The 22,109-nt window shown below is 67.6% G+C and carries 18 protein-coding genes; 12 read left to right on the top strand and 6 right to left on the bottom strand.

Annotation, left to right across the window (positions count from 1 at the left end):
• Positions 1-50: 50 nt before the first annotated feature.
• From BXU09_RS11525 to BXU09_RS11515, 3 genes are read right to left on the bottom strand one after another with little or no spacing between them, the layout of a single operon-like run.
• Entirely contained in the window at positions 51-371 is a 321-nt protein-coding gene (locus tag BXU09_RS11525; protein WP_078302767.1) for a roadblock/LC7 domain-containing protein, read from the bottom strand.
• Positions 368-709 carry a roadblock/LC7 domain-containing protein gene (locus tag BXU09_RS11520; protein ID WP_078302764.1) on the bottom strand — a complete coding sequence of 114 codons (342 nt, stop codon included), beginning with the start codon at positions 707-709 and terminating at the stop codon, positions 368-370. Before BXU09_RS11520 ends, BXU09_RS11525 begins: the two co-directional genes overlap by 4 nt.
• Positions 706-1,056 carry a roadblock/LC7 domain-containing protein gene (locus BXU09_RS11515; RefSeq protein ID WP_078302762.1) on the bottom strand — a complete coding sequence of 117 codons (351 nt, stop codon included), beginning with the start codon at positions 1,054-1,056 and terminating at the stop codon, positions 706-708. Before BXU09_RS11515 ends, BXU09_RS11520 begins: the two co-directional genes overlap by 4 nt.
• A gap of 601 nt (positions 1,057-1,657) precedes the next feature.
• On the opposite strand from BXU09_RS11515, the gene gyrA reads away from it, so the two are divergent.
• The 4 genes from gyrA (at position 1,658) to BXU09_RS11495 (ending at position 7,720) form a co-directional block, all read left to right on the top strand.
• Positions 1,658-4,093 carry a DNA gyrase subunit A gene (gene gyrA, locus BXU09_RS11510; protein WP_078302759.1) on the top strand — a complete coding sequence of 812 codons (2,436 nt, stop codon included), beginning with the start codon at positions 1,658-1,660 and terminating at the stop codon, positions 4,091-4,093.
• A 441-nt stretch (positions 4,094-4,534) separates the two neighbouring features.
• Complete coding sequence (locus tag BXU09_RS11505) at positions 4,535-5,143, top strand: helix-turn-helix domain-containing protein (RefSeq protein WP_055362815.1); 609 nt, start codon at positions 4,535-4,537, stop codon at positions 5,141-5,143.
• A 165-nt stretch (positions 5,144-5,308) separates the two neighbouring features.
• Positions 5,309-6,667 (top strand): FAD-dependent oxidoreductase, encoded by a 1,359-nt coding sequence (locus BXU09_RS11500; RefSeq protein ID WP_078302756.1) that lies wholly within the window; start codon positions 5,309-5,311, stop codon positions 6,665-6,667.
• A 48-nt stretch (positions 6,668-6,715) separates the two neighbouring features.
• On the top strand, positions 6,716-7,720 hold the full coding sequence (locus BXU09_RS11495; protein ID WP_078302753.1) for an NAD(P)/FAD-dependent oxidoreductase: 1,005 nt from the start codon (positions 6,716-6,718) through the stop codon (positions 7,718-7,720).
• 50 nt (positions 7,721-7,770) lie between these two features.
• Here the strand turns inward: BXU09_RS11495 and BXU09_RS11490 are convergent, their stop codons facing one another.
• Complete coding sequence (locus BXU09_RS11490) at positions 7,771-8,583, bottom strand: AAC(3) family N-acetyltransferase (protein WP_078302751.1); 813 nt, start codon at positions 8,581-8,583, stop codon at positions 7,771-7,773.
• A 328-nt stretch (positions 8,584-8,911) separates the two neighbouring features.
• Positions 8,912-11,068, bottom strand: a complete 2,157-nt coding sequence (locus BXU09_RS11485; protein WP_078302748.1) for a glutamine synthetase III — start codon at positions 11,066-11,068, stop codon at positions 8,912-8,914.
• Positions 11,069-11,494: 426 nt separating this feature from the next.
• On the opposite strand from BXU09_RS11485, the gene glnA reads away from it, so the two are divergent.
• The 6 genes from glnA (at position 11,495) to BXU09_RS11455 (ending at position 19,012) form a co-directional block, all read left to right on the top strand.
• On the top strand, positions 11,495-12,904 hold the full coding sequence (gene glnA / locus BXU09_RS11480) for a type I glutamate--ammonia ligase (protein WP_078302746.1): 1,410 nt from the start codon (positions 11,495-11,497) through the stop codon (positions 12,902-12,904).
• Between the two features lie 432 nt (positions 12,905-13,336).
• Complete coding sequence (locus tag BXU09_RS11475; protein ID WP_078302744.1) at positions 13,337-14,494, top strand: branched-chain amino acid ABC transporter substrate-binding protein; 1,158 nt, start codon at positions 13,337-13,339, stop codon at positions 14,492-14,494.
• A gap of 337 nt (positions 14,495-14,831) precedes the next feature.
• Positions 14,832-15,845: a branched-chain amino acid ABC transporter permease gene (locus BXU09_RS11470; protein WP_078302740.1), complete on the top strand. Its 1,014-nt coding sequence runs from the start codon at positions 14,832-14,834 to the stop codon at positions 15,843-15,845.
• Positions 15,842-17,485, top strand: a complete 1,644-nt coding sequence (locus tag BXU09_RS11465) for a branched-chain amino acid ABC transporter permease (protein ID WP_078302738.1) — start codon at positions 15,842-15,844, stop codon at positions 17,483-17,485. The genes BXU09_RS11470 and BXU09_RS11465 overlap by 4 nt, the downstream gene beginning before the upstream one ends.
• Positions 17,482-18,291, top strand: coding sequence for an ABC transporter ATP-binding protein (locus BXU09_RS11460; RefSeq protein ID WP_099748900.1), 810 nt, complete (start codon positions 17,482-17,484; stop codon positions 18,289-18,291). Before BXU09_RS11465 ends, BXU09_RS11460 begins: the two co-directional genes overlap by 4 nt.
• A complete protein-coding gene (locus BXU09_RS11455; protein ID WP_144012087.1) occupies positions 18,284-19,012 on the top strand; it encodes an ABC transporter ATP-binding protein in 729 nt (242 codons plus the stop codon). Before BXU09_RS11460 ends, BXU09_RS11455 begins: the two co-directional genes overlap by 8 nt.
• 330 nt (positions 19,013-19,342) lie before the next feature.
• Here BXU09_RS11455 and BXU09_RS21930 read toward each other — a convergent pair whose 3' ends face one another.
• The gene (locus BXU09_RS21930) at positions 19,343-19,522 is read right to left on the bottom strand and encodes a hypothetical protein (protein WP_276205839.1); all 180 of its coding nucleotides are present in this window, start codon (positions 19,520-19,522) and stop codon (positions 19,343-19,345) included.
• A 160-nt stretch (positions 19,523-19,682) separates the two neighbouring features.
• Between BXU09_RS21930 and BXU09_RS21925 the strand changes: the two genes are divergently transcribed.
• Positions 19,683-20,285 (top strand): lipocalin family protein, encoded by a 603-nt coding sequence (locus BXU09_RS21925; protein WP_078302726.1) that lies wholly within the window; start codon positions 19,683-19,685, stop codon positions 20,283-20,285.
• Positions 20,286-20,498: 213 nt separating this feature from the next.
• Positions 20,499-21,917 carry a hypothetical protein gene (locus tag BXU09_RS11435; protein WP_144012086.1) on the top strand — a complete coding sequence of 473 codons (1,419 nt, stop codon included), beginning with the start codon at positions 20,499-20,501 and terminating at the stop codon, positions 21,915-21,917.
• Positions 21,918-22,109 lie beyond the last annotated feature (192 nt).

The following is a 22,109-nucleotide window of genomic DNA, read 5'->3' as shown; positions in this document are numbered from 1 at the left end:
CCCGGCGTGCCCGCCGGGCGGGGGCCGGGGCGCGCGGGCCGTGGGCGCGGTCAGGCCGTGCCGAGCAGGCGGCGCACTGCGAACCGCACGCGGCCCAGGCTGGCGACCTCGTCGAAGGCGGTCAGGAGGATCTGGTCGCCGTGCGGCGTGAACAGCACGGGGCCGCCGTCGAGGTCCAGCAGCAGTTCCTGCCAGTCGCCGGTCTGCAGGTTCGCCTGCAGGCTGCCGATCACGGCGCGGCTGGCGGCGACCAGCGTGAGTTCCGCGTTCAGCTGCTCCTCGCTCAGGCCGGCGCGGGCCACGACGCGGCCGTCGCTGGCGACCAGGGCGGTGTGGCGCACGCCGCGCACGTCCATCAGGGCCTCGATCATGGGGTCTCCGGGCGGGGCAGGTGCCCGAGTTCCAGGGCCAGGCGGGCCAGGGTCTGCTGGGCGGTGCGGGTGTCGGTGCCGCGCGCCATGGCGGCGCCCAGCACGAAGTCCCCGCTGGACACGGCCACGACCTCGATGCGTTCGCTGGTGAAGGCGATGCGCGTGACCTCTCCAGCGCCCAGGCGGCGGCCGGTGCGGTCCAGGCTGGCGCGCAGGGCGCTCAGTTCGGCGGCCATGGCGTCTCCCCCGTCGCCGTGCGTTTCGATGGGCAGGCCGTCCGGGCCGACCAGGGCAGCGGCGATCACGCCGGGCAGGGTGCGCAGGGGGTCGATGATCACAGGATGGCCTCCAGTTTGCGGGCGGTGTCACGGCCGTACAGGCGGGCCTGTCCGAGGTTGCTGCGCGCGTCGACGGCCAGCAGCAGGAAGTACTCGGTCTTGATGGGATGCAGGTACACGCTCAGGCGTTCGCCGCGCAGGTACATCTCACGGGTCTGGCCGCCGTTCAGGGTCGTGGAGTAGGCGGTGCTGGCCGAGCGGTACAGGCCGGCATGCTCGGCGATCAGCAGGCTGAGGTCGGTGGCGGCAGTGGAGTGTCCCTCGATGAGCAGGCCGTCCAGGCCCCCGATGGCGGCGGCCCAGGCGCCATCCACGTCCCTGACGAGTTGCGTGAGTTGATCAAGCATGTGAAGTCATCATAAAGGCTTGGCGCGGCCGGCGGGGGGTGGTGTCTGGCAGGCCGGTGGGGGTGGGGGGCGGTCAGGCCGGCGGGACGGGCGTGTGGGGGCCAGGGGCGCGAGTTCCGCTCACCCTCCGGGTGTGTCGCGGGCCTGCATCCCGGCGCGGGAGGCCGTGCGTGGTGGGCCGCTCCACTTCCAGCTCTTTCCGGCGGCTCTTTCCGGAGGCTCTTTCCGGCTACTCGCGCTGCGCGTTTCGGGGATGCCGGGAGCCCCTCTCCGCAGGCCCGAAAACCGCTGTGGGGTAACGGCTGCGGGTCCGGCCGGGGAGGCAGGAGGGGTGGCTGGGTGCGCCGTCCGGGGCGGGTGGGGTCCGGGGTGTCGTGGAGGGCTGATTTTGCTGGTGCTGGGCGGGTTCCGGTGGTGGTCAGGGTCGCGGTGTGCGGGGGTGTTTTCAGGTACAATGGGCAGCATAGAAGGACCCGGTTCTATTACGCCCTGAGCATAATCGTGCTAGAATCGTCCCATCCCTGGCCCCGCGCCGGGACCTCCCCATCTCACCTCTGCGGCGCGGCCCCGGCCACGCCCGGACCTGCACCACTGGAGCAACATGACCGGAATTCTTCCCGTTGACATCACCAGCGAAGTCAAGACCAACTTCATCAACTACGCCATGAACGTGATCGTGGACCGCGCGCTGCCCGACGTGCGCGACGGTCTCAAGCCCGTGCAGCGCCGGATCATGTACGCCATGATGCTCGAAGGCCTTTACGCCAACCAGAAACACGCCAAGTCGGCCTCTGTGGTCGGCGAGGTCATGAAGAAGTACCACCCGCACGGCGACAGCTCCATCTACGACGCCATGGTCCGCCTGGGCCAGTGGTGGAACATGCGCTACCCCATGGTCCACCCGCAGGGGAACTTCGGCTCCATCGACGGCGACCCGCCCGCCGCGATGCGTTACACCGAAGCCCGCATGACCAAGGTCGCTGAGGAAGTCCTGGCCGACCTGGAAAAAGAAACCGTCGATCTGAAACCCAACTACGACGAGACCACCGTCGAACCCAGCGTGCTGCCCTCGGCCGTGCCGAACCTGCTGATCAACGGGGCGTCGGGCATCGCGGTGGGCATGGCGACGAACATCCCGCCGCACAACCTGACCGAGATCTGCAACGGCCTGCTGGCCCTGATCGATAACCCGCACATCGACCTCGACGGCATGATGCAGCACGTGACCGGCCCGGACTTCCCGACCGGCGGGCGCATCAGCAAGCAGGGCATCCGTGACGCGTACGCCACCGGCCACTCCGGCCTGAAGGTGCGCGGCAAGGCCCGCATCGAGGAGAAGAACGGCCGCAACCAGATCATCATCAGCGAGATCCCGTATCAGGTGAACAAGACCAACCTGATCCAGACGATCAGCGCCATGTACAAGGCCGGGAAGATCCCCGACATCAGCGCCCTGCGCGACGAGTCCGACCGCAAGGACCCGGTGCGCATCGTGGTGGAACTCAAGCGCGGCGCGATTCCCACGCTGGTCCTGAACCAGCTCTACAAGTACACGCAGCTGCAGGGCACCTTCACGGTCATCAACCTCAGCATCGTGAACGGCGAGCCGCGCGTGCTGCCGCTGATCGACACCATGCGCTACTTCCTGGAACACCGCCGGGACGTGGTCACGCGCCGCACGCAGTACGAGCTGAAGAAGGCCGAGGAACGCGCCCACATCCTCGAGGGGCTGATCCGCGCGCTCGACCACATCGACGAGGTCATCAGCCTGATCCGTTCGAGCAACACGGGCGCCGAGGCGCGCGACTCGCTGATGGCCCGCTTCGGCCTGAGCGAGGTGCAGTCGCAGGCGATCCTGGACATGCGCCTGCAGCGTCTGGTGGGCCTGGAACGCGAGAAGCTGATGGCCGAGTTCGACGAACTCCAGAAGACGATCGCGTTCCTGCGCTCGATCCTGGGCGACGAGGGCCTGCTCTGGAAGGAGATCAAGAAGGAGATCCGCGCAGTGCGCGACAACTACGGCGACGAGCGCCGCAGCACCATCACGCTGCTGGAAGAGGACATCAGCAAGGAGGACCTGATCGCCGTCGAGGACATGGTCATCACCATGACCCGCGCCGGGTACCTCAAGCGCACGAAGCTCGACGCCTACCGCGCGCAGGGCCGTGGCGGGCGCGGCGCGTCGGGCGGCAAACTGCGTGACGAGGACGTGAACACCCGCGTGTTCGTGGGAAGCACGCACGACTTCCTGCTGTTCTTCACCGACAAGGGCCGCGTGTTCCACGAGAAGATCTACGACCTGCCGGAAGCGGGCCGTGACGCCAAGGGCACGCACATCCGCAACCTGCTGCCCGGCCTGCGCGACGACGAGAACATCGCGTCCGTCCTGAGCGTCAAGGGCTTCGAGGAAGAGGGCTGCTTCATCTTCGCCACCCGCAACGGCGTGGTCAAGAAGACCCTGATCACCGATTACGGCAACATCACCTCGGCGGGCCTGATCGCCATCAACCTGCAGCAGGGCGACGAGCTGATCAGCGTGGGCATCGTGCAGGACAGCGATCACGTGATCCTGGCGACCCGCAACGGCAAGGCCATGCGCTTCCAGAGCGGCGAGGTGCGCGACACCGGCCGCGCCACGCAGGGCGTGATCGGTATCCGCCTGCGTGAAGGCGAACAGGACGCCGTGGTCAGCATGGCCCTGGTGCCCGGCGGTGACGAGGACAGCGAACTGCTGGCCGTCAGCGAGTGCGGACTGGGCAAACGCACCCCGGTCGGCGAGTACCCCGCCAAGGGGCGCGGCGGGATGGGCGTCATCACGCTGGACGTGACCGAGAAGACCGGCAAGCTGGTCACCCTGGCCCGCGTGGCCGGTGACGAGGAACTGATGGTCCTGACCGAGAAGGGCACCGTGATCCGCACCCGCGTCGAGGAGGTCCGCGTGACGGGCCGCAACGCGCAGGGCGTGAAGGTCATCAACGTGTCCGACAAGGACTCCGTGATCAGCGCCTTCCCGATCCGCCGCGAGGACGAACTCTGACCGGCTGCATCCTGACCCGCTGAGGACGGCGGGAACGGGTGGGCGGCGGGGTGAAGGCCTCGCCGCCCACTGCCGTTGCGGCCGGGTGGAAGCGCCCCTGGCCGGGCCGCGAAAGATCCGACCGAACCGATTGAATCGCTGGCCCGTACCGGGGATGAGGGGAGCGTGCGCGTCCCTCCTGTAAGGGGATCATGGACGCACCGGTCGGGGCCAGCGGTGAGCATCGGGTGAGGCGGCTCGGGCGGGGCCCAGGGACGGAAATGCTGTCCTACCGGTGGCCGGGGCGTGCCGGTCTGACCGGGTGATCTGTAACCTCAATGCTGATTAAAGAAACAAAAGTGTTTACAAAAAAGTGATGTTGGGTTACACTGTGAGCACGTCGGGAATAAGCCCCCGACACCCCGTTTCCCCCCTCTCACACCGCCCAAGGAGGCGCACACAATGACCCTTACCACCAACACCCGGACCTTCGTGGACACCGTCACCTACCGCCCCGGCGCCGTCATCCTCTACCCCGGCAAGAGCGACATGCTCTACCGCGTCGCGGCCGGTCTGGTGCGCGTACACACCATGGACGACGACGGCAACGGCCTGACCCTGCGCTACGTCAAGCCCGGCGAGTACTTCGGCGAGGAAGCCCTGGCCGGCGTGAACCGCGCCTACTTCGCCGAGGCCGTCACCGACTCCAGCATCGACGTGATCAACCCCGCCCTCATGAGCGCCGAGGACAACCTCGTGGTCACCACCCACCTGGTCCGCACGCTGGAACGCGCCTACGAGAGCATCTACCGTCTGGTGGGCAAACGCCTGCGTGCCCGCATCGCCGGGGAACTGCTGGAACTCAAGGACACCGCCCTGGCCACCCAGCTCGACAGCGGCGAGACCATGATCTACGCCACGCACGACGAACTGGCCGCCGCCGTGGGCAGCGTGCGCGAGACCGTCACCAAGGTCGTGGGCGAACTGTCCCGCGAGGGCGTGATCAGCGCCGGCTACGGCAAGATCACCCTGAAGAACGAACAGGCCCTGAGCGTCATCGCCGCCGCCTGATCCACCCACACCACTCCTCTTCCAGCAGCGCTGCCCGGTCCTCACGACGGGCAGCGTTTTCGTGTGGGACCTGCCCCGTGTTTCCGTCCACGTGACACCATCCGGGCTGGACAGCGGGCCGCGTTGCCATTCCCCCCCAAGCAGTTGACCTTTAGACTCAACCACATGAGCCTGACAGTCACCCCCGAACGTCCGTTGCGCGTCGCCGTGATCGGCAGCGGCCCCAGTGGCATCTACGCCGCCGAAGCCCTGCTGAAAAGCGACCTGAACGTCGACATCGACGTGTTCGACCGCCTGCCCACCCCCTACGGTCTGGTGCGCTACGGCGTGGCGCCCGACCACCTGACCATCAAGAGCGTCACGCGCGGCTTCGAGAAGACCCTCGGCGACCCGCGCGTGCGCTTCCTGGGCAACGTGGAATTCGGCACAGACCTGACCCACCAGGACGCCCTGACCCACTACGACGCCATTCTGTACACGGTCGGCGCCAGCAGCGACCGCCGCCTGGGCATTCCCGGCGAGGACCTGACCGGCTCCATGAGCGCCACCGAGTTCGTCGCGTGGTACAACGGCCACCCAGACGCCGCCGCCCGCGAGATGGTCCTTAGCGCCGGTGGCGTGGCCGTGGTCGGCGTGGGGAACGTGGCGCTCGACGTGAGCCGCATCCTCGCCAAGACCACGCAGGAACTGCGCAGTAGCGACATCGCCCCCCACGCCCTGGACGCCCTGGAACACAGCGCCGTGAAGGACGTGTGGATCCTGGGTCGGCGTGGCCCGGCGCAGGCGGCCTTCACGACCAAGGAACTGCGTGAATTCGGCGAACTGCACGAATCCGAACCCGTCGTGGACCCCGCCGAGATCGCCCTGACCGAGGCGGAGGAAGCCGCTGTGACCGACAACGTGAAGAAGAAGAACATCGAGGTGCTGCGCGACTTCGCCGCCCGTGAACGCGAGGGCAAACCCCGCCGCGTGCACCTGCGCTTCCTGGTCTCCCCCACCGAGATCATCGACGACGGCACCGGCCACGTGGGCGGCCTGAAAGTGGAACGCAACCGCCTGGACGAAAGCGGCAACGCGGTCGGCACCGGCGAGTACGAGGTGCTGCCCGTGCAGATGGTGCTGCGCTCGGTCGGGTACCGGGGCGTGGCGCTGCCCGGCGTTCCCTTCGACGAGCGGCGCGGCGTGATTCCCAACGAGGAAGGCCGCGTGGAGGGCCGCGTGGGCGAGTACACCGCCGGGTGGATCAAGCGCGGCCCGAGCGGCGTGGTCGGCACCAACCGCAAGGACGCCACCGACACCGTCGCGCAACTGCTGGCCGATGTGCACGGCGGGAAACTGCCCGGCGCGGCCCACCCCACCCGCGAGGCCGTGGACGCCCTGCTGGCCGGTCGGAACGTCCCCGTGTACTCCTTCGCGGACTGGCAGGCACTGGACGCGCACGAAGTGGCGACCGGGCAGGCCGAGGGCCGCCCCCGCCGCAAGATCGTGCACCGCGAGATGATGCTCGGCCACCGCCAGGGCTGATCACCCCGCGCATGCGGGGGCGGGGGGGCGTTCTGGCATACTCGCCGCATGAACGCCCCCGCACCCGCCCTTCCCGCCGAACGTGACGCCGACGTGCTGGTCATTGGTGCCGGCCCCGCCGGACTGCACGCCGCCTTCTACGCCGCGTGGCGCGGCCTGAACGTGACCGTGCTGGACGCCCGGCACGAACCCGGCGGGCAGCTGACCGCGCTGTACCCGGACCGCCGGGTGTACGACGTGCCGGGCCTGCCCGCCACGCCCGCCGCCGACGTGATCGCCGGACTGGTCCGGCAACTGGACGGCCTGCCCGTGCAGCTGCGGCCCGGCACCCTGGCCCGCACGCTGGAACCCGACGGTGACGGCTGGCGCGTCGGCACGACCGGCGCGGATGGCCCGCGAACCTTTCGGACGGGCGCCGTGATCCTGGCGGCCGGACTGGGCGCGCTGCTGCCCCGCGAGGCCCGCGTGCCCGGCACGCACCCGGACGTACGGACGGACGTGCCGGACCCGGCCAGGCTCGCGGGCCGCCGCGTGTTGATCGTGGGCGGCGTGCCGCAGGCCACCCGCGCCGCGCTGGAACTCGCGCAGGCGGGCGCGCAGGTGACCCTCACGCACCGCCGCGCCGGCTTCCGGGGCAGTCCCGCCGAACTGGACGCCCTGAATGAGGCGGGGCGCAGCGGTCAGCTGACGGTCCTGGCCCCGGCCGTGCTGCTGAACGTCACACCGACCGGCGCGGCCCTCACGGTGGACGGCCAGCCCCGCGACGTGCCGGCCGACACGGTCCTGATCCTGAACGGGTACCTGCCGGACCTGAGCCCGCTCCAGAGCTGGCCGCTGCAATGGCAGGGCGAGTACGTCCCCGACGGCCCCGATGGTCGCACCGCGCTGCCGGGCGTGTTCGTGGTGGGCGACCTCGCGGCGTCCGGGCAGGACTTCAAGCTGATCTCGGTGGGGCTGGCGCAGGCCGCCGTAGCAGCCAATCACGCCGCGCATCACGTCCGCCCGGACCTGCGCGTGCGCCCCGGTCACTCCAGCGAGAAACGCCTCAGCTGACCGGGCCCGTGAAGATACACCTCAGCTGACCGGGCCTGTGAGGACGCCCTTCAACTGATCAGGCCCGTATGCGCGCGCGGCGTCAGGCCCTGCGCGCGCACCAGTGTCCGCACTTCCTGGCAGCGGCAGCCCCGGTACGTGCACAGCAGCGCCTCCGGGTCGCGGTTCAGCAGGCGCACCGTGGCGTCCACGAGGTCCCGCACGCGGTACAGGCGCAGGGTGCACGATCCCACCTGCGCGCTACGCAGTCCCAGGTGCACCTCGGGCGCCAGATGATCGAAGTCCGCCGAGCAGTTCGGGAAGGCGGTGGGCAGCACCTGCCCGTCCAGCGGCACGTAACGCGTCAGCAGCGGCATCCCCGCGAGGTGCTCACCGTAATGCACGCTGGTGTTGCTGCCGAAATCCACCCCCATCAGCAGCGCGTACCCATTCAGGTCGTACAGCGCCCCGACCGGCTGGTACGGACTGCTCAGGGACTGCGCCTGCGTGATGCGCCCGGCCTCGCTGCCCAGCGCGATGAAACTCAGGGTCGGGTGGAAGGACCGCAGCGCGGCGGCGCGGTCCACGATCTCCTGCGACACCCGCCCGATGTCGCGGCTGACGCGGCTGTCCCGGTGAAAGCGGGCGTGCGTGGTCGAGGTCGGCCGGGACAGCAGCGTCGAGTACGTGAACGCCGGAGCCACCAGGGTCGCCGTGCGCGCGGCCAGGGCGTCCACGACCGTCCGGGCGCCGCCGTCCAGCGTTCCGAAGGACTTCAGGCTGGCGTGCACGATCACGTGCTGCGACCCGTCCAGTCCCAGCGCCCGCAGCCCCTCGTCCAGTTCGGCGGGGGTGACGGCGGGGCGGCGAAGCAGATTCAACACGCCCGCAGTTTACTCCGCGTGGCGGGGACAGGACTGAAACTGGGAAACGCAGAGTGCCCAGCAAGGAGTGACCCGCCTGCGCAGAAGCAGGACGGGTCACTGGGGTTCGCCGGGTGGTGTATCCGGGGCGGAGGGGGAAGTGGGCAGTGAGGCACTTCCTCCCCATTTCCTACTGCCTCCCCTGGCGGGACTTGTACGAACTGCCGTCTGTTTCGCTGACAGATCGGAACACCACCGATCTGCCAGCTGCACGCCCGGAGCCCGTTTTTCTCCTACTCGCTTCGCTCGGATTGAACGGGCTTTGCAGCCCATTCAATCGGAGTCCGTATTACTTGACGAAGAGCATCTGGCGGTAGGTGGGCAGCGGCCAGAGCTTGCTGCTGACGACCTTCTCGAGCTTGTCGGCGGCGGCGCGCACGTCGTTCATGGCGGGCAGGACGTGGTCGCGCATGTGGTGGGCTTTCTCGTGGACTTCCTCACCGCCGAGCGCCTCGTTCTGGGCGCGCAGGGCCTGAATGGCGTCGAACAGGTCGTCGGCGGCGGCGCTGACCTCGGTGGTCACGCCCTGGGCGGCCCGGCTGCTGCCGACCTTGCCGAGGTCCGCGAGGTAGTTCAGGGCGGCGGGCAGGATCTGCGTCTGGGCCATGTACTCGGTGGTTTCACCCTCGATGTTCACGGTCTTGAAGTAGATGTCGTACATGATTTCCTGACGGGCGGCGAGTTCGCGTTCGTTCAGGATGCCCAGCCTGCCGAACAGCCCCACGTTCTTCTCGTTGCTGAGGTGCTCGATGGCGTCGAGGGTGGTGCGCAGGTTCAGCAGGCCGCGTTCCTTCTCGGCTTCCACGTGCCAGGCGTCGCTGTAGCCGTCGCCGTTGAAGACGATGCGCTGGTACTTCTGGTAGGTGCTCTTGACGACTTCCGTGACGGCCTCGTCGAGGCTCAGGCCGGCGTCCAGTCTGGCTTTCAGGTCGGCGGTGAGTTCCGAGACGCTGTCGGCGACGATGGCGTTCAGGACCGTGATGGGGAAGCTGATGCTCTGCGAGGAGCCGACCGCGCGGAACTCGAACTTGTTGCCGGTGAAGGCGAACGGGCTGGTGCGGTTGCGGTCCCCGGCGTGCACGGGAATCTCGGGCAGGACCGAGCTGCCCAGGCCCATCAGGCCGGCGGACTTGCCGCTGCCGCCCTGGCCGCTGACGATGCGCTCGAAGATGTCGGTCAGTTCGCTGCCCAGGAAGATGGAGATGATGGCGGGCGGGGCCTCGTTCGCGCCGAGGCGGTGGTCGTTGCTGGCGCTGGCGACGCAGGCGCGCAGCAGGTCCTGGTGCGTATCGACGGCTTTCAGGACGGCGGTGCAGAAGAACAGGAACTGCATGTTCTCGTGGGGGGTGTCGCCGGGTTCCAGCAGGTTCTCGCCGGCGTTGGTGGCCATGCTCCAGTTGCAGTGCTTGCCGCTGCCGTTGACGCCCGCGAAGGGTTTCTCGTGCATCAGGCAGACCAGGCCGTACTTGCGGGCGGTGGTGCGCAGGACCTGCATGATCAGCTGCTGGTGGTCGGCGGCGATGTTGGAGTGCTCGAAGATCGGGGCGATCTCGAACTGGCCGGGCGCGACCTCGTTGTGGCGGGTCTTGACCGGGATGCCCAGGGCGTACAGCTGCATCTCGGCGTCGGTCATGAAGCTCAGGACCCGGTCGGGAATGGCGCCGAAGTAGTGGTCCTCGAGTTCCTGGCCGCGCGGGGGTTTGGCGCCGAACAGGGTGCGGCCGGTCATGACCAGGTCGGGGCGGCGGTAGTAGTACTCCTCGGCGATCAGGAAGTACTCCTGCTCGGCGCCCAGGCTGCTGCCGACGCGGGTGCCGGCGCTGGCGCCGAACAGTTCCAGGGCGGGCGTGACGGCGCTGTTCAGGGCCTCGATGGAGCGCAGCAGCGGGGTCTTGAGGTCCAGGGCCTCGCCGGTCCAGGAGGCGAACACGCTGGGGATGCACAGGGTCGCGCCGTTGGCGTGCCGGACGATGAACGCCGGGGACGAGGGGTCCCAGGCGGTGTAGCCGCGCGCCTCGAAGGTGGCGCGCAGGCCGCCGGACGGGAAGGAGCTGGCGTCGGGCTCGGCCTGGATGAGCTCCTTGCCGGAGAAGGACATGATGGCCACGCCGTCACCGGCGGGGTTCAGGAAGGAGTCGTGTTTCTCGGCGGTGGAGCCGGTCAGCGGCTGGAACCAGTGGGTGTAGTGGGTGGCGCCCTTTTCCATGGCCCAGGTCTTCATGGCCAGCGCGACGGTGTCGGCGATGCTGGCGTCGAGTTGCGCGCCGCGTTCCACGGTGCCCTGCAGGCTCTTGTAGGCGCTCTTGCTGAGGCGGGCCTTGAGCTGTTCGAGGGTCAGCACGTCACTGGCGAACAGGTCGTTCACGACTTCCAGCGGGGAGGCGGAGGGGGTGGTTTCCACGCGCCAGTTGCGTGCGGCCGAGTTGACGTCGAAGTCCTGGTTCATGTCGCTCCCTGGTGCGGGCCTGGGCCGTTGGTGCGGGCGTGGGGGCATCCCGTGATCTCACGCCGCGCCGGTCCGTATGACCCGCTCACTGCCCGCGAGTATAGGAGGGTCTTTTCATGCGGTCAACGTATTCTTCTGAACAAGATGCCGCCGCGCCCCGTTTTTATGGGGGTTTGGCGGGTCGATCCTGCAGATTGTCAGGCCAGATTCGCACGGTCACGCAGATCGAACGGAACAATCTGTGGGCAGCAGTCAGGGCCGGCCGACGCGCGGGGTGACGGACGGCTGGGAAGGTCGTACCATTTCGGGACGACCGGGTGGTGTGCCGGCAGGCGGCGCGTCTGCCGCTGAACAGGCACGGCCCGCGCTCCAACCTGTTTCCGCTGCCGTACCGCTGCATTCACTTCTTCCGGAGGTCCGTTTCAGATGCCCACCCGCTCCAGCCGCCCCGCCACACCGGTCCCTTCCGAGACACCGGACCGTTCCGCCCAGCCTGACGGCCCCACGCGCGAGAGCATCCTGGCCCGCCTGCAGGAAGCCGAGGTCAAGTTCCTGCGGCTGCAGTTCACCGATATCCTGGGAGCCACCAAGAACGTCGAGGTCCCCAAGTCGCAGTTCCAGAAGGCCCTGAACGGCGACGTGACCTTCGACGGCAGCGCCGTGGAGGGCTTCACGCGCGTCGAGGAGTCCGACATGCTGCTGCGCCCGGACCTGCGGACCTTCCTGATCTACCCGCAGTTCTCCCGTGAGGAAGGCGAGCGCGGCCGGGTCGCCCGCCTGATCTGCGACGTGGCGCTGCCGGACGGCACGCCCTTCGAGGGCGACCCCCGGCAGGTGCTCAAGCGGCAGATCGCGCGGGCTCAGGCGCTGGGCTTCGAGATGTTCGTGGGCACCGAGCCGGAATTCTTCCTGTTCGAGCGCACACCCGCCGGGCTGGGCAGCACCGTCACGCACGACCGCGCCGGGTACTTCGATCTGGCACCCATCGACAAGGGCGAGCGCATCCGCCGCGAGATCACCAACAAACTCGTCGAGATGGGTTTCGAGATCGAGGCCGCGCACCACGAGGTCGCGCCGGGCCAGCACGAGATCGACTTCCGCTACGCCCCGGCGCTGGAGACCGCCGACCGCATCGCGACGTTCAAGTTCGTGGTCAAGCGCGTGGCGCTGGAGTACGGGCTGCTGGCGTCGTTCCTGCCCAAACCGATTCCCGGCGTGAACGGCAGCGGCATGCACTGCCACCTGAGCCTGTTCCGGGACGGCGTGAACGCCTTCGCGGACCCGGCCGGCGAGTACGGCCTGTCGCGCACGGCCGAACAGTTCATCGCGGGTCTGCTGGACCACGCGGGCGGCATGACGGCCATCACCAACCCGCTGGTCAACAGTTACAAGCGGCTGGTGCCGGGGTTCGAGGCGCCGGTGAACGTGGCCTGGAGTACCAGCAACCGCTCGGCCCTGATCCGCATTCCGGCCAAGCGCGGCAACTCCACGCGCGCCGAGCTGCGCATGCCCGACCCGAGCTGCAACCCCTACCTGGCGCTGGCCGTGATGCTGGCCGCCGGGCTGGACGGCATGGAGCAGAACCTGGAGCCCGCGCCGGCCATCCAGCGCAACATCTTCAAGATGACGGTCCGCGAGAAACGCCACCACCGTGTCAAGGAGCTGCCCACCGACCTGCGCGAGGCGGTCGAGGAACTGGAGAAGGACGAGATCATGCGCCGCGCGCTGGGCGAGCACGTCATGGATCACTTCGTGGCCGCCAAACGCGCCGAGTGGCGCGAGTACAGCGCCGCCGTGCACCAGTGGGAACTGGACCGCTACCTCGACCTGATCTGAAGCGGGCGCACCGGCCGAGCGCCGCCGGGCGGGGAGAACGGCATGGGACTGCGAACGCCCGTGCCGTTCTCCCCGCTCTGTTCTGAACCGGGGGCCGGTCGCCGGATGGTGGCGGTCCCTGCGTTGTGTCTGCGGGGTCAGCTGCCTTCATCGAATGGGGGTGGAGCCCTGAGCTGGACAGGTGCATCTTGCGTTCCACTTCATAGAATCAACCTTTCCGAATTCAGTACCGCCACACAGCGCAACACAGTTGCCATTTAGTGCCGCCGTAGAGCAATCTGCGTGTGGTATCAGGGTGGTCTTGTCAGAATCATTTCAATGGTCCTCATGAGTGACGCATTGACATGACCTAAAGCGGTCCATAGAATCTCGGCATCACTACACCGCACCCGGGCTATTCAGGCCCGACGTGTACCCATATCTGGAGGACCCATGAAGAAAACCGCCCTGAGCCTCACCGTCCTGACAGCCCTCGCCCTCGGCAGCGCGTCCGCCCAGACCACCATCAAGATCGCCAGCCTCAGCCCGCTGTCCGGCGGCCAGAGCGACCTGGGCACCCAGATCCGCAACGGCACCCAGCTGGCCGTCAACGAGTACAAGGCCCAGTTCAAGAAACTCGGCTTCGACCTCGTCCTCGTGCCCTACGACGACCAGGCCGACCCCGCCACCGGCACCGCCGCCGCCCGCAAGATCGCCGCCGACCGCCAGATCCTGGCCGTGGTCGGCACCCTGAACTCCGGCGTGGCGATCCCCGCCAGCCAGGCGCTGGTCTCCAGCAAGGTCGCCATGGTCTCCCCTGCCAACACCGCCAACGGCGTGACCGACCGCGGCCTGAGCAACATGAACCGCATCGTCGCCCGTGACGACTCGCAGGGCCCCGCCGGCGCGAACTTCATCAGCGGCACCCTGAAGGCCAAGAAGGTCTACATCCTGAACGACAAGACCGCCTACGGCGAGGGTCTGGCCAAGGAAGTCGAGAAGGCCCTGAAAGCCAAGGCCGTGACGGTCAGCGCCAACGAAGGCACCGAGGAGAAGAGCGACTTCTCCAGCATCATCGCCAAGATCAAGCTGCAGAAACCCGACGCCATCTACTTCGGCGGCATCTACAACCAGGTGGGCGTGTTCATCAAGCAGCTGCGTGAAAGCGGCGTCGCGACCCCCGTGGTCGGCGGCGACGGCCTCGACAGCGGCGAACTGCCCGTGATCGTCGGCGCGGCCAACGCGAACAACATCTACTTCACGACCGTCGCCGCGCCCATCGACGCGCTGCCCGCCGCGAAGGTGTTCGCCGCCAACTACAAGAAGACCTTCAACGACGACGCCCAGGGCTTCGGCGCCTTCGGCTACGACGCGGCCAAGGTCGTGCTGCAGGGCGTGCTGAACGCGACCCGCGCCAACGGCAACAAGGTCCCCAGCCGCGCGCAGGTGGAAAGCGCCATCCGCAAGGGCAGCTTCACGGGCCTGCTGTCCGGCAACGTGGCCTTCAACTCGGTCGGCGACCGCAAGGCCGGCACGCTGTACGTGATGAACGTCACGGCCGGCAAGTTCAAGCTCAGCACCAGCATCCCCGTCAAACCCGTCAAGCAGTAAGGCGGCTGTTCCGGGCCGCGTCTATACACGCGACCTCCTGTATGACAGTTCCCCGTACCATCCTGGGGCCGGGCCTATGTGCTCGGCCCCGCCTGCGTTCCCACTGTTGACCCGGCGCGCAGGTAGGGACGGACACGTCAGGCAAGGACCCTGTCCAGCAGAGGACGGTCACCGCCGACCGGGGAAAGCCAGGTGAAACGTGGAGTTTCCCGCTGTGCCCCGGTCGCTTCTCCCTTCGTTTCACCGCCGGCCTGCGCGGAACTGCCACCCCGGCAGGCCCGCAGACGGCGGCCCCGGACCCCAGGTCCGGATACCTGAGTTAAAGGAGTTGGTTGTTTTGGATTTTGCGACGTTGTTGACCTTCCTGGTCGGCGTGATCACAGGCGGGCTGGTGCTCGGCTTCGTGTACGCCATCATCGCGCTGGGGTACACCATGGTGTACGGCGTGCTGCAGCTCATCAATTTCGCGCACTCGGAGGTGTTCGTCACGGGCGCCGTGGTGGGCTTCGAGGTCTTCCGCGTTCTGGCCCCGGTCGAGATGAACGGCTACCTGAAGCTGGTGATCGCGCTGGTCGCGGCCATGACCATCTCGGGCCTGCTGAACGTAGTGATCGAGCGCCTCGCGTACCGGCCGCTGCGGAACTCGCCGCGCCTCGTGCCGCTGATCACCGCCATCGGCGTGTCGCTGATCCTTCAGGACGTGCTGCGGGTCATTGAGGGCTTCCAGGGCCGCTTCGACCTGACGTACACCCTGCCGAACGGGTTCTCCGCGCCGTTCTGCGGCGCCGAGAGCACCTGCGCGCCCGTCGGGAAGTTCCTGACCGGCATCGGCGTGAGCCTGCAACTCAAGGACGTGATCCTGGTCGTGGTGTCGCTGCTGAGCCTCGCGGTCCTGAACTACATCGTGAACCGCACCCGCCTGGGCAAGGCCATCCGCGCCGTCGCGCAGGACCGCGTGACCGCCGGCCTGATGGGCATCGACGCCAACCGCATGATCAGCGCCACCTTCCTGATCGGCGGGGCGCTCGGCGGCATCAGCGGCGTGCTGTTCGGCATGAAGTTCGGCACCATCAACGCCTACAGCGGCTTCATTCCCGGCGTGACCGCCTTCACGGCCGCCGTGCTGGGCGGCATCGGCTCGATTCCCGGCGCGGTGCTGGGCGGGCTGCTGCTGGGCGTGCTGGAAAAACTGATCGGCGTGACGAACGTGTTCGGTGAGGTGCTGGGCATCGCGAACCTGGGCGTCATCGACGACTCGTACAGCAAACTGGGTGCCTTCATCGCGCTGGTGCTGATCCTGATCTTCAAACCCACCGGCCTGCTCGGCAAGAGCAACGTGGAGAAAGTATGACCGCCCCCACGTCCACACCCAACCCCTTCAAGAATCTCCCGCGCAACGGTCAGCCGGACCGCACCCTGCTGCTGATGGTGTTCTTCATCATCACCAGCGGCATCCTGCTGGCCTCGCACAACGCCCCGCTGATGGAATCCATGGGCTCCCTGGGCGGCTTCCTGAAAAACCCCATCGTGGAAGCCCTGTTCGTCAGCCTGTTCCTGGCGAACGTGCTGTTCGCGTACCTGTGGAACGCCGCCCCGTGGGCGCGGGCGCTGGTGGGCGTCGGCAGTCTGCTGTTCGTGCTGCCGCTCGCCGGCCGCGAGGACACCAGCCTGCTGGACCTGAGCATCCAGATCATGATCTTCGCGGCGCTGGCCCTGGGCCTGAACATCGTGGTGGGTCTGGCGGGCCTGCTGGACCTGGGGTACATCGCGTTCTTCGCGGTGGGCGCCTACCTGTGGGGCATCTTCGCCAGCCCGCGCTTCGCGGAGGTGCTGCGCTACTACGGTGAGAATCCGGGCGCCACGAACGCCGGGACGCTCGCCATCGGGCTGTTCCTGCTGGTCGTGACGATCGCCAGTCTGGTGTACATCTCGCGCCTGACCGCCCGCACCGCCCCGACCGCCACAACCACCTGGAGTTTCCGACTGGCGAGCCTGGGCGCGGTCGCCGGCCTGACCCTGACCCTGCGCGCCATGATGGTCCTGCTGTCCGGCAGCGCCGACTCGCTGGAGGCCGGGATCAACCCCGGGTTCTTCTGGCTGTTCCTGGCCCTGAGCATCATGGCAGCCGCCATCGTGGGCGTCCTGATCGGCCTGCCGGTCCTGAAACTCAAGGGCGACTACCTGGCGATCATCACGCTGGGCCTGGGTGAAGTGATCCGCGTGCTGGCGAACAACCTGGACCTGTACTCGGCCGGGTCGCAGGGCATCACGCCCATCGGGACCGCGTCGGTTCCGTGGTTCAACGCGGCGGCGGGCGCCCTGGGCTTCGCGGAGGATCAGCACTACCTGCTGTTCCTGTACGCGCTGGTGCTGGTCGTGATCGGGGTGGTGCTGCTCGTGAACGTGCGCCTGGACCGCAGCCGCATCGGACGCGCCTGGATCGCCATCCGTGACGACGAGGTCGCCGCGCAGGCCATGGGCGTGCCGCTCATGCAGACCAAACTGATCGCCTTCGCGACCGGCGCGAGCTTCGCGGGGGTCATGGGCATGATCTTCGCCGCGAAACAGACCTTCATCAGCCCCGAGAGCTTCGTGCTGAACCAGAGCATCATGGTGCTGGCCATGGTCATCCTGGGCGGCATGGGATCGTTCCCCGGCGTGATCCTGGGCGCGGCCGTCGTGACGCTGCTGAACCTGCGCATCCTGCCGGGCCTGGGCGAGGCGACCGCCAACCTGGGCATCCCGCAGGAAGTGAACCCCGGCCAGCTGCAGCGCCTGATCTTCGGCGCGATCCTGGTCGCCATGATGCTGCTGCGCCCCGAGGGCCTGCTGCCCAACCGGAGGCGGCAACTGGAACTGCACCACGAGGACCATCAGGAAGACGACAGTGCCCAGGGCAACGCCGGCGCGCTCGGCAAGGGCGGCGGCGACGTGTACAGCGCCGGGTACGCCCCGGCCAAGGAAGACGACAAGGCAGGGGGCAGCAGGTGAGCGGCAACATCCTCGAAGTGACGGGCGTCACGAAAGTCTTCGGTGGTCTGACCGCCGTGAACGACGTGACCATGAACATCCCCGAACGCAGCATCATCAGCGTGATCGGCCCGAACGGCGCGGGCAAGACCACCTTCTTCAACATGATCACCGGCATCTACGAACCCACCAGCGGCTCCATCCGACTGGCCGGGCGTGAACTGGTGGGCCTGCGCCCGGATCAGGTGACGGAAGCCGGGATTGCCCGGACCTTCCAGAACATCCGGCTGTTCTCCAGCATGACCAGCGAGGAGAACATCATGGTGGGCCGCCACTCCCGCCTGAAAAGCACCTTCGTGGACGCCATGCTGCGCACGAAGAGATTCCATCAGTCCGAGCAGGAAGCGCGGGACGCGGCGCGCATCATGCTGGACTTCGTGGGGCTGGGCCGGTGGCGCAACGAACTCGCCACGAACCTCCCGTACGGTGACCAGCGCAAACTGGAAATCGCGCGCGCCCTGGCGACCACCCCGAAACTGATCCTGCTGGACGAACCGGCCGCCGGGATGAACCCCCGCGAGACCGAGGACCTCAAGGCCCTGATCCGCCGCATCCGCGACGAGCTGGGCGTCACCGTGTGCCTGATCGAGCACGACATGCGCCTCGTGATGACCCTGTCCGAGAGCATCACCGTGCTGGACTACGGCTCGAAGATCAGCGAGGGCCTGCCGCATCAGGTCCGCAACGACCCCCGCGTGATGGAAGCGTACCTGGGCCGCGGCGCCGCCGCCGGCGAGTACGGGAAGGAAGAGCGTCCCCATGTCTAAGGCCAAACCCATGCTGGAACTGCAGGATATCCACACGTACTACGACCACATTCACGCCCTCAAGGGCGTCTCCATGACCGTGAACGAGGGCGAGATCGTCGCCCTGATCGGCGGGAACGGCGCGGGCAAGACCACCAGCCTGCGCACCATCAGCGGCATGATGAAACCCCGCAGCGGCAGCCTGACCTTCGAGGGACAGAACATCGCCGGGATTCCCGCGCATCACATCCTGAACAAGGGCATCAGCCACGTGCCGGAGGGACGGCGGATCTTCAAGGACATGACCGTCCGCGAGAACCTCGATGTGGGTGCGTACAGCGTCACCGACCGCGCCCTGATCGAGAGCCGCATTCAGGAGGGCTTCGGGTTCTTCCCGCGCCTGAAGGAACGCGAGGGTCAGCTGGGCGGCACCATGTCCGGCGGCGAGCAGCAGATGCTGGCCATCGCCCGCGCCCTGATGGTCAACCCGCGCCTGCTGCTGCTGGACGAGCCCAGCATGGGCCTGTCGCCGCTGTTCGTGGAAGCGATCTTCGACATCATCGTGAAACTGAACCAGGAACGCGGCACGACCGTGCTGCTGGTCGAGCAGAACGCGAACATGGCCCTGCAGATCGCGCACCGCGCGTACGTGTTGCAGACCGGCGAGATCAAACTCTCCGGCAACGCGGCCGACATCGCGCAGGACGAGAGCGTCCGCAAGGCATACCTCGGCGACGAGTAACGTTCAGGCGCGACTGGGCCGACCCTCCGGGAGACTGGGGGGTCGGTTCTTGTGTGGAGAGGCGGGAGGCAGTGGGGAGTGGAGAGTGGTGCCATCCGCCATCCGCCACCCGCCATCTGCAGCCACAGGCGAACGGCCGGTCGGTTACGCTTGATGCCGATGCGTCTGAACCTGATTCCAGTGCTGGCGGCCCTTCTCCTGAGCGGGTGCGCGCCCGTGCAGACGACCGTGAATCCGGCGGTCCTGCCGGCGGCGACGGACTTCGGTGCGCACGAGAACCCGATGGAATGGTGGTACGTGAGTTCCTACCTGCCCGGCGAGGGGCTGGCGCTACACTGGGCGCAGTTCCGGGTGCGTGACCCGCGCGTGCCGTTCCCGGTGTTCATCTCGCACGTGGCGGTCACGGACCTGCGCTCGGGGCAGGTGACGTTCCTGGAGCAGTCGCCGGACACGGGCGAGGTGGCGTTCCCGCCCCTGCGCATCCGTCAGGGCGCGTGGACGCTGACTCATACGGATTCCGTTTGTTTCGTTAACAGATCGGAACACCACCGATCTGCCAACTCCACGTCCGGAACCCGTTTCTCTCCTTCTCGCTTCGCTCGGATTGAACGGTCTTTGCAGCCCATTCAATCGGAGTCCGTATCAGGCGGGGCCGCAGCCGACCGCGCCCATGACCCTGAAGGCCGGGCCGCTGGACCTGACGCTGACGCCCGTGAAGGGGCCGGTGCTGCACCCGCCGGGCTTCAGCGGCAGCGCAGACACCGGGGTGCTGTTCTACCAGGGAATCACGCGCCTGACCCTGACCGGGTCCGTGAACGGCCGGGCCGTGCAGGGCGAGGCGTGGCTGGATCATCAGTGGGGCAACCAGATTCCGGGGCAGACGGCGCTGTGGGACTGGTTCAGCGTGCAGTTGGACGGCGGGCGGGACCTGATGGTGTACCGGGTGCGGCGGCTGGACGGAACGGTCGCGCAGCTGATCGGGAGCGTGGTGGAGCCGGACGGGAGCGTGAGGGCCGTCAGAGGTCTGCGGGCCGTTCCGGGCGAGGAGTGGATCAGTCCGCAGGGCCGGAAGTACACGCTGGGCTGGCAGCTGGTCTCGGACGAGTTCGACCTGACCGTGCGGGCCGTGCGGCGCGAGCAGGAACTCCTGAGCCGCAGTACCCGCATCGCGTACTGGGAAGGGCCGATCGAGGTGTCGGGCGTGTGGGCCGGAGAGCAGGCCAGGGGAACCGGCATGATGGAGCTGGTCAGCGGAACGTGGACGCCCCGGTAGGCGGGCGGCGCCTGTAATCGCTGGACCGCACCACGTCAAGTGCAGGTGCGGCGGCGGCGGTGCGTACCACACCGTATACTCCGGCCTGACCTGAAGTCAGGTAAGAGACGGCGCATCCGGGCTGCCGTTCGACGTTCTGCTGGACACGTTCATTCCCTGAACGCGCCCTGGCCCCTGCCGTGTGGCAGGGTCGCCCACCCCTGGAGGTTGTCCATGAAGCCACTTCTGACGCTGACCATTGCACTTTCCGCCCTCTCGCTGGCCCCCGCTTCGGCCCTTCCCAGCGTGAACTGCACCCAGTCGCCCACCGACGCCCGCTGCGTGCCGGTCTCCATGCCGGCAGGAGCCGGAACGATCGGCAACGGCCCGACCTTCTACCAGGGAGGGTACGAGCAGTTGCGGGGCGGCTTCGTCACACCGGACGGCAAGTCCCTGATCGTGGCGGTCGAGACGCTGCGCAACACCGATCCGTTCGGGGCCGTGATGTCCGTGGACCTGAACACCGGCGACCGGCGCGTGGTCAGCGGTTACCTGAACACGGTCGAGCGGGTGGGCAACGGCGTCAAGGTTCAGGGGGACCGTGATCAGCTGGACCTGTACCACCTGGGGGACATTTTTGACGTCAAACCCCTGCCGGACGGCTCGCTCGTGGCGAACAACGGGCAGGTCATCCGGATCGACCCGGCCACCGGGAACCGCACCCTGCTGTGGACGCCGGTGACCAGCAGCGACACCCGCGTGCGGGACAGCGTGGAAGTTAAATTCGCCGATCCGCGCGCCGCCACTCCGGCCGCGAACCTGCCGGCCGCTCCGGCGATTCCGAACATCAAGACGCCCGTCGGGAACCTCGGCGGTCTGCTGGGGGGTCTGCTGGGCGGATCGGCACCAGCCCCCGCAGCCGCTCAGGCGAGCAGCGGACCGAACACGTCGTTCGGTAACGGGTACTTCTGCCGGCAGAACGACGCGGCGGCGGCCCGTCCGGCCGTGCCGATCAAGTACATGCACGTTGACAGTGCCGGCAGTATCTACATGTTCGGGAACAACAACCCTCTGGGGGCCGGTTTCGCCCTGTTCAAGCTGGACGCCAAGAACGATTACCGCTGCACTTCGGTGTCGCGCTTCGCCAACAACGGTGAGAACATCCAGGGCAGCGGGATTCCCTGGACGAGCAGCGAGATGGGCAGCGGCCCGCTGTTCGGGGCGTTCGCGGCGAACGGCACCACCCTGTATGCCAGCGGCGGCCCCAACCCCAACTACGTGGTCGTGAGCGTGGATACCCAGACGGGCGAGCGCCGCCTCGTTTCCGGTCAGACGCACGAGGGGGGCGCACAGGCGTTCAAGAAAGGGCAGGGGGACGCGCATATCGGCAGCATGCTCGTGTACAGCGGCGGTTCGCTGTACACCACCCAGGAGCAGGTGCTCGACGCGCCGTTCTCGCTGGTCAAGATCGACCCGGCCACCGGGAACAGGAGTGTCATCCAGGCGATGAAGGGAACGCCGCTGGAGCGTGGGCAGGCGCGCAACACCATGCTGTACGCCGTGCCGGGCAGCACCCAGTTGCTCGTGTGGTTCAACGGCGCACTGCACGTACTCGATCCCGCTACGGGCAAGAACTTCATCCTGTCGCGCTGAACTCCTCCGAATTCTGTTATCGCAGCGGTTTTCAGTGCCATTGAGGGGCGTGTTCCTGGCTCCGGGGTGGCACTGAACACCGCTGTCGCAGGCCCGGTTCCCGCCGATTACTGTCCGGCAGGGACCGGGCCTCTGCGTGCTACGGGTGTAGACGCAGATTCCGATTGATGGATTCCGTTTGTTTCGCTGACA

Origin of the sequence: Deinococcus sp. LM3, assembly GCF_002017875.1 — a bacterium.
GTDB lineage: Bacteria > Deinococcota > Deinococci > Deinococcales > Deinococcaceae > Deinococcus.
Note: the sequence above shows the minus strand (reverse complement) of the source record. Positions and strands in the feature narration are given on the sequence as shown.

Excerpts from the sequence above, each read along its gene's own strand:
- gyrA (WP_078302759.1), top strand. The coding sequence starts at position 1,658 with ATGACCGGAATTCTTCCCGTTGACATCACCAGCGAAGTCAAGACCAAC.
- BXU09_RS11495 (WP_078302753.1), top strand. The coding sequence starts at position 6,716 with ATGAACGCCCCCGCACCCGCCCTTCCCGCCGAACGTGACGCCGACGTG.
- BXU09_RS21925 (WP_078302726.1), top strand. The coding sequence starts at position 19,683 with ATGACCCTGAAGGCCGGGCCGCTGGACCTGACGCTGACGCCCGTGAAG.
- BXU09_RS11505 (WP_055362815.1), top strand. The coding sequence starts at position 4,535 with ATGACCCTTACCACCAACACCCGGACCTTCGTGGACACCGTCACCTAC.
- BXU09_RS11455 (WP_144012087.1), top strand. The coding sequence starts at position 18,284 with ATGTCTAAGGCCAAACCCATGCTGGAACTGCAGGATATCCACACGTAC.
- BXU09_RS11475 (WP_078302744.1), top strand. The coding sequence starts at position 13,337 with ATGAAGAAAACCGCCCTGAGCCTCACCGTCCTGACAGCCCTCGCCCTC.
- BXU09_RS11500 (WP_078302756.1), top strand. The coding sequence starts at position 5,309 with ATGAGCCTGACAGTCACCCCCGAACGTCCGTTGCGCGTCGCCGTGATC.
- BXU09_RS21930 (WP_276205839.1), bottom strand. The coding sequence starts at position 19,522 with ATGAGTCAGCGTCCACGCGCCCTGACGGATGCGCAGGGGCGGGAACGC.
- BXU09_RS11435 (WP_144012086.1), top strand. The coding sequence starts at position 20,499 with ATGAAGCCACTTCTGACGCTGACCATTGCACTTTCCGCCCTCTCGCTG.
- glnA (WP_078302746.1), top strand. The coding sequence starts at position 11,495 with ATGCCCACCCGCTCCAGCCGCCCCGCCACACCGGTCCCTTCCGAGACA.
- BXU09_RS11485 (WP_078302748.1), bottom strand. The coding sequence starts at position 11,068 with ATGAACCAGGACTTCGACGTCAACTCGGCCGCACGCAACTGGCGCGTG.
- BXU09_RS11515 (WP_078302762.1), bottom strand. The coding sequence starts at position 1,056 with ATGCTTGATCAACTCACGCAACTCGTCAGGGACGTGGATGGCGCCTGG.
- BXU09_RS11465 (WP_078302738.1), top strand. The coding sequence starts at position 15,842 with ATGACCGCCCCCACGTCCACACCCAACCCCTTCAAGAATCTCCCGCGC.
- BXU09_RS11525 (WP_078302767.1), bottom strand. The coding sequence starts at position 371 with ATGATCGAGGCCCTGATGGACGTGCGCGGCGTGCGCCACACCGCCCTG.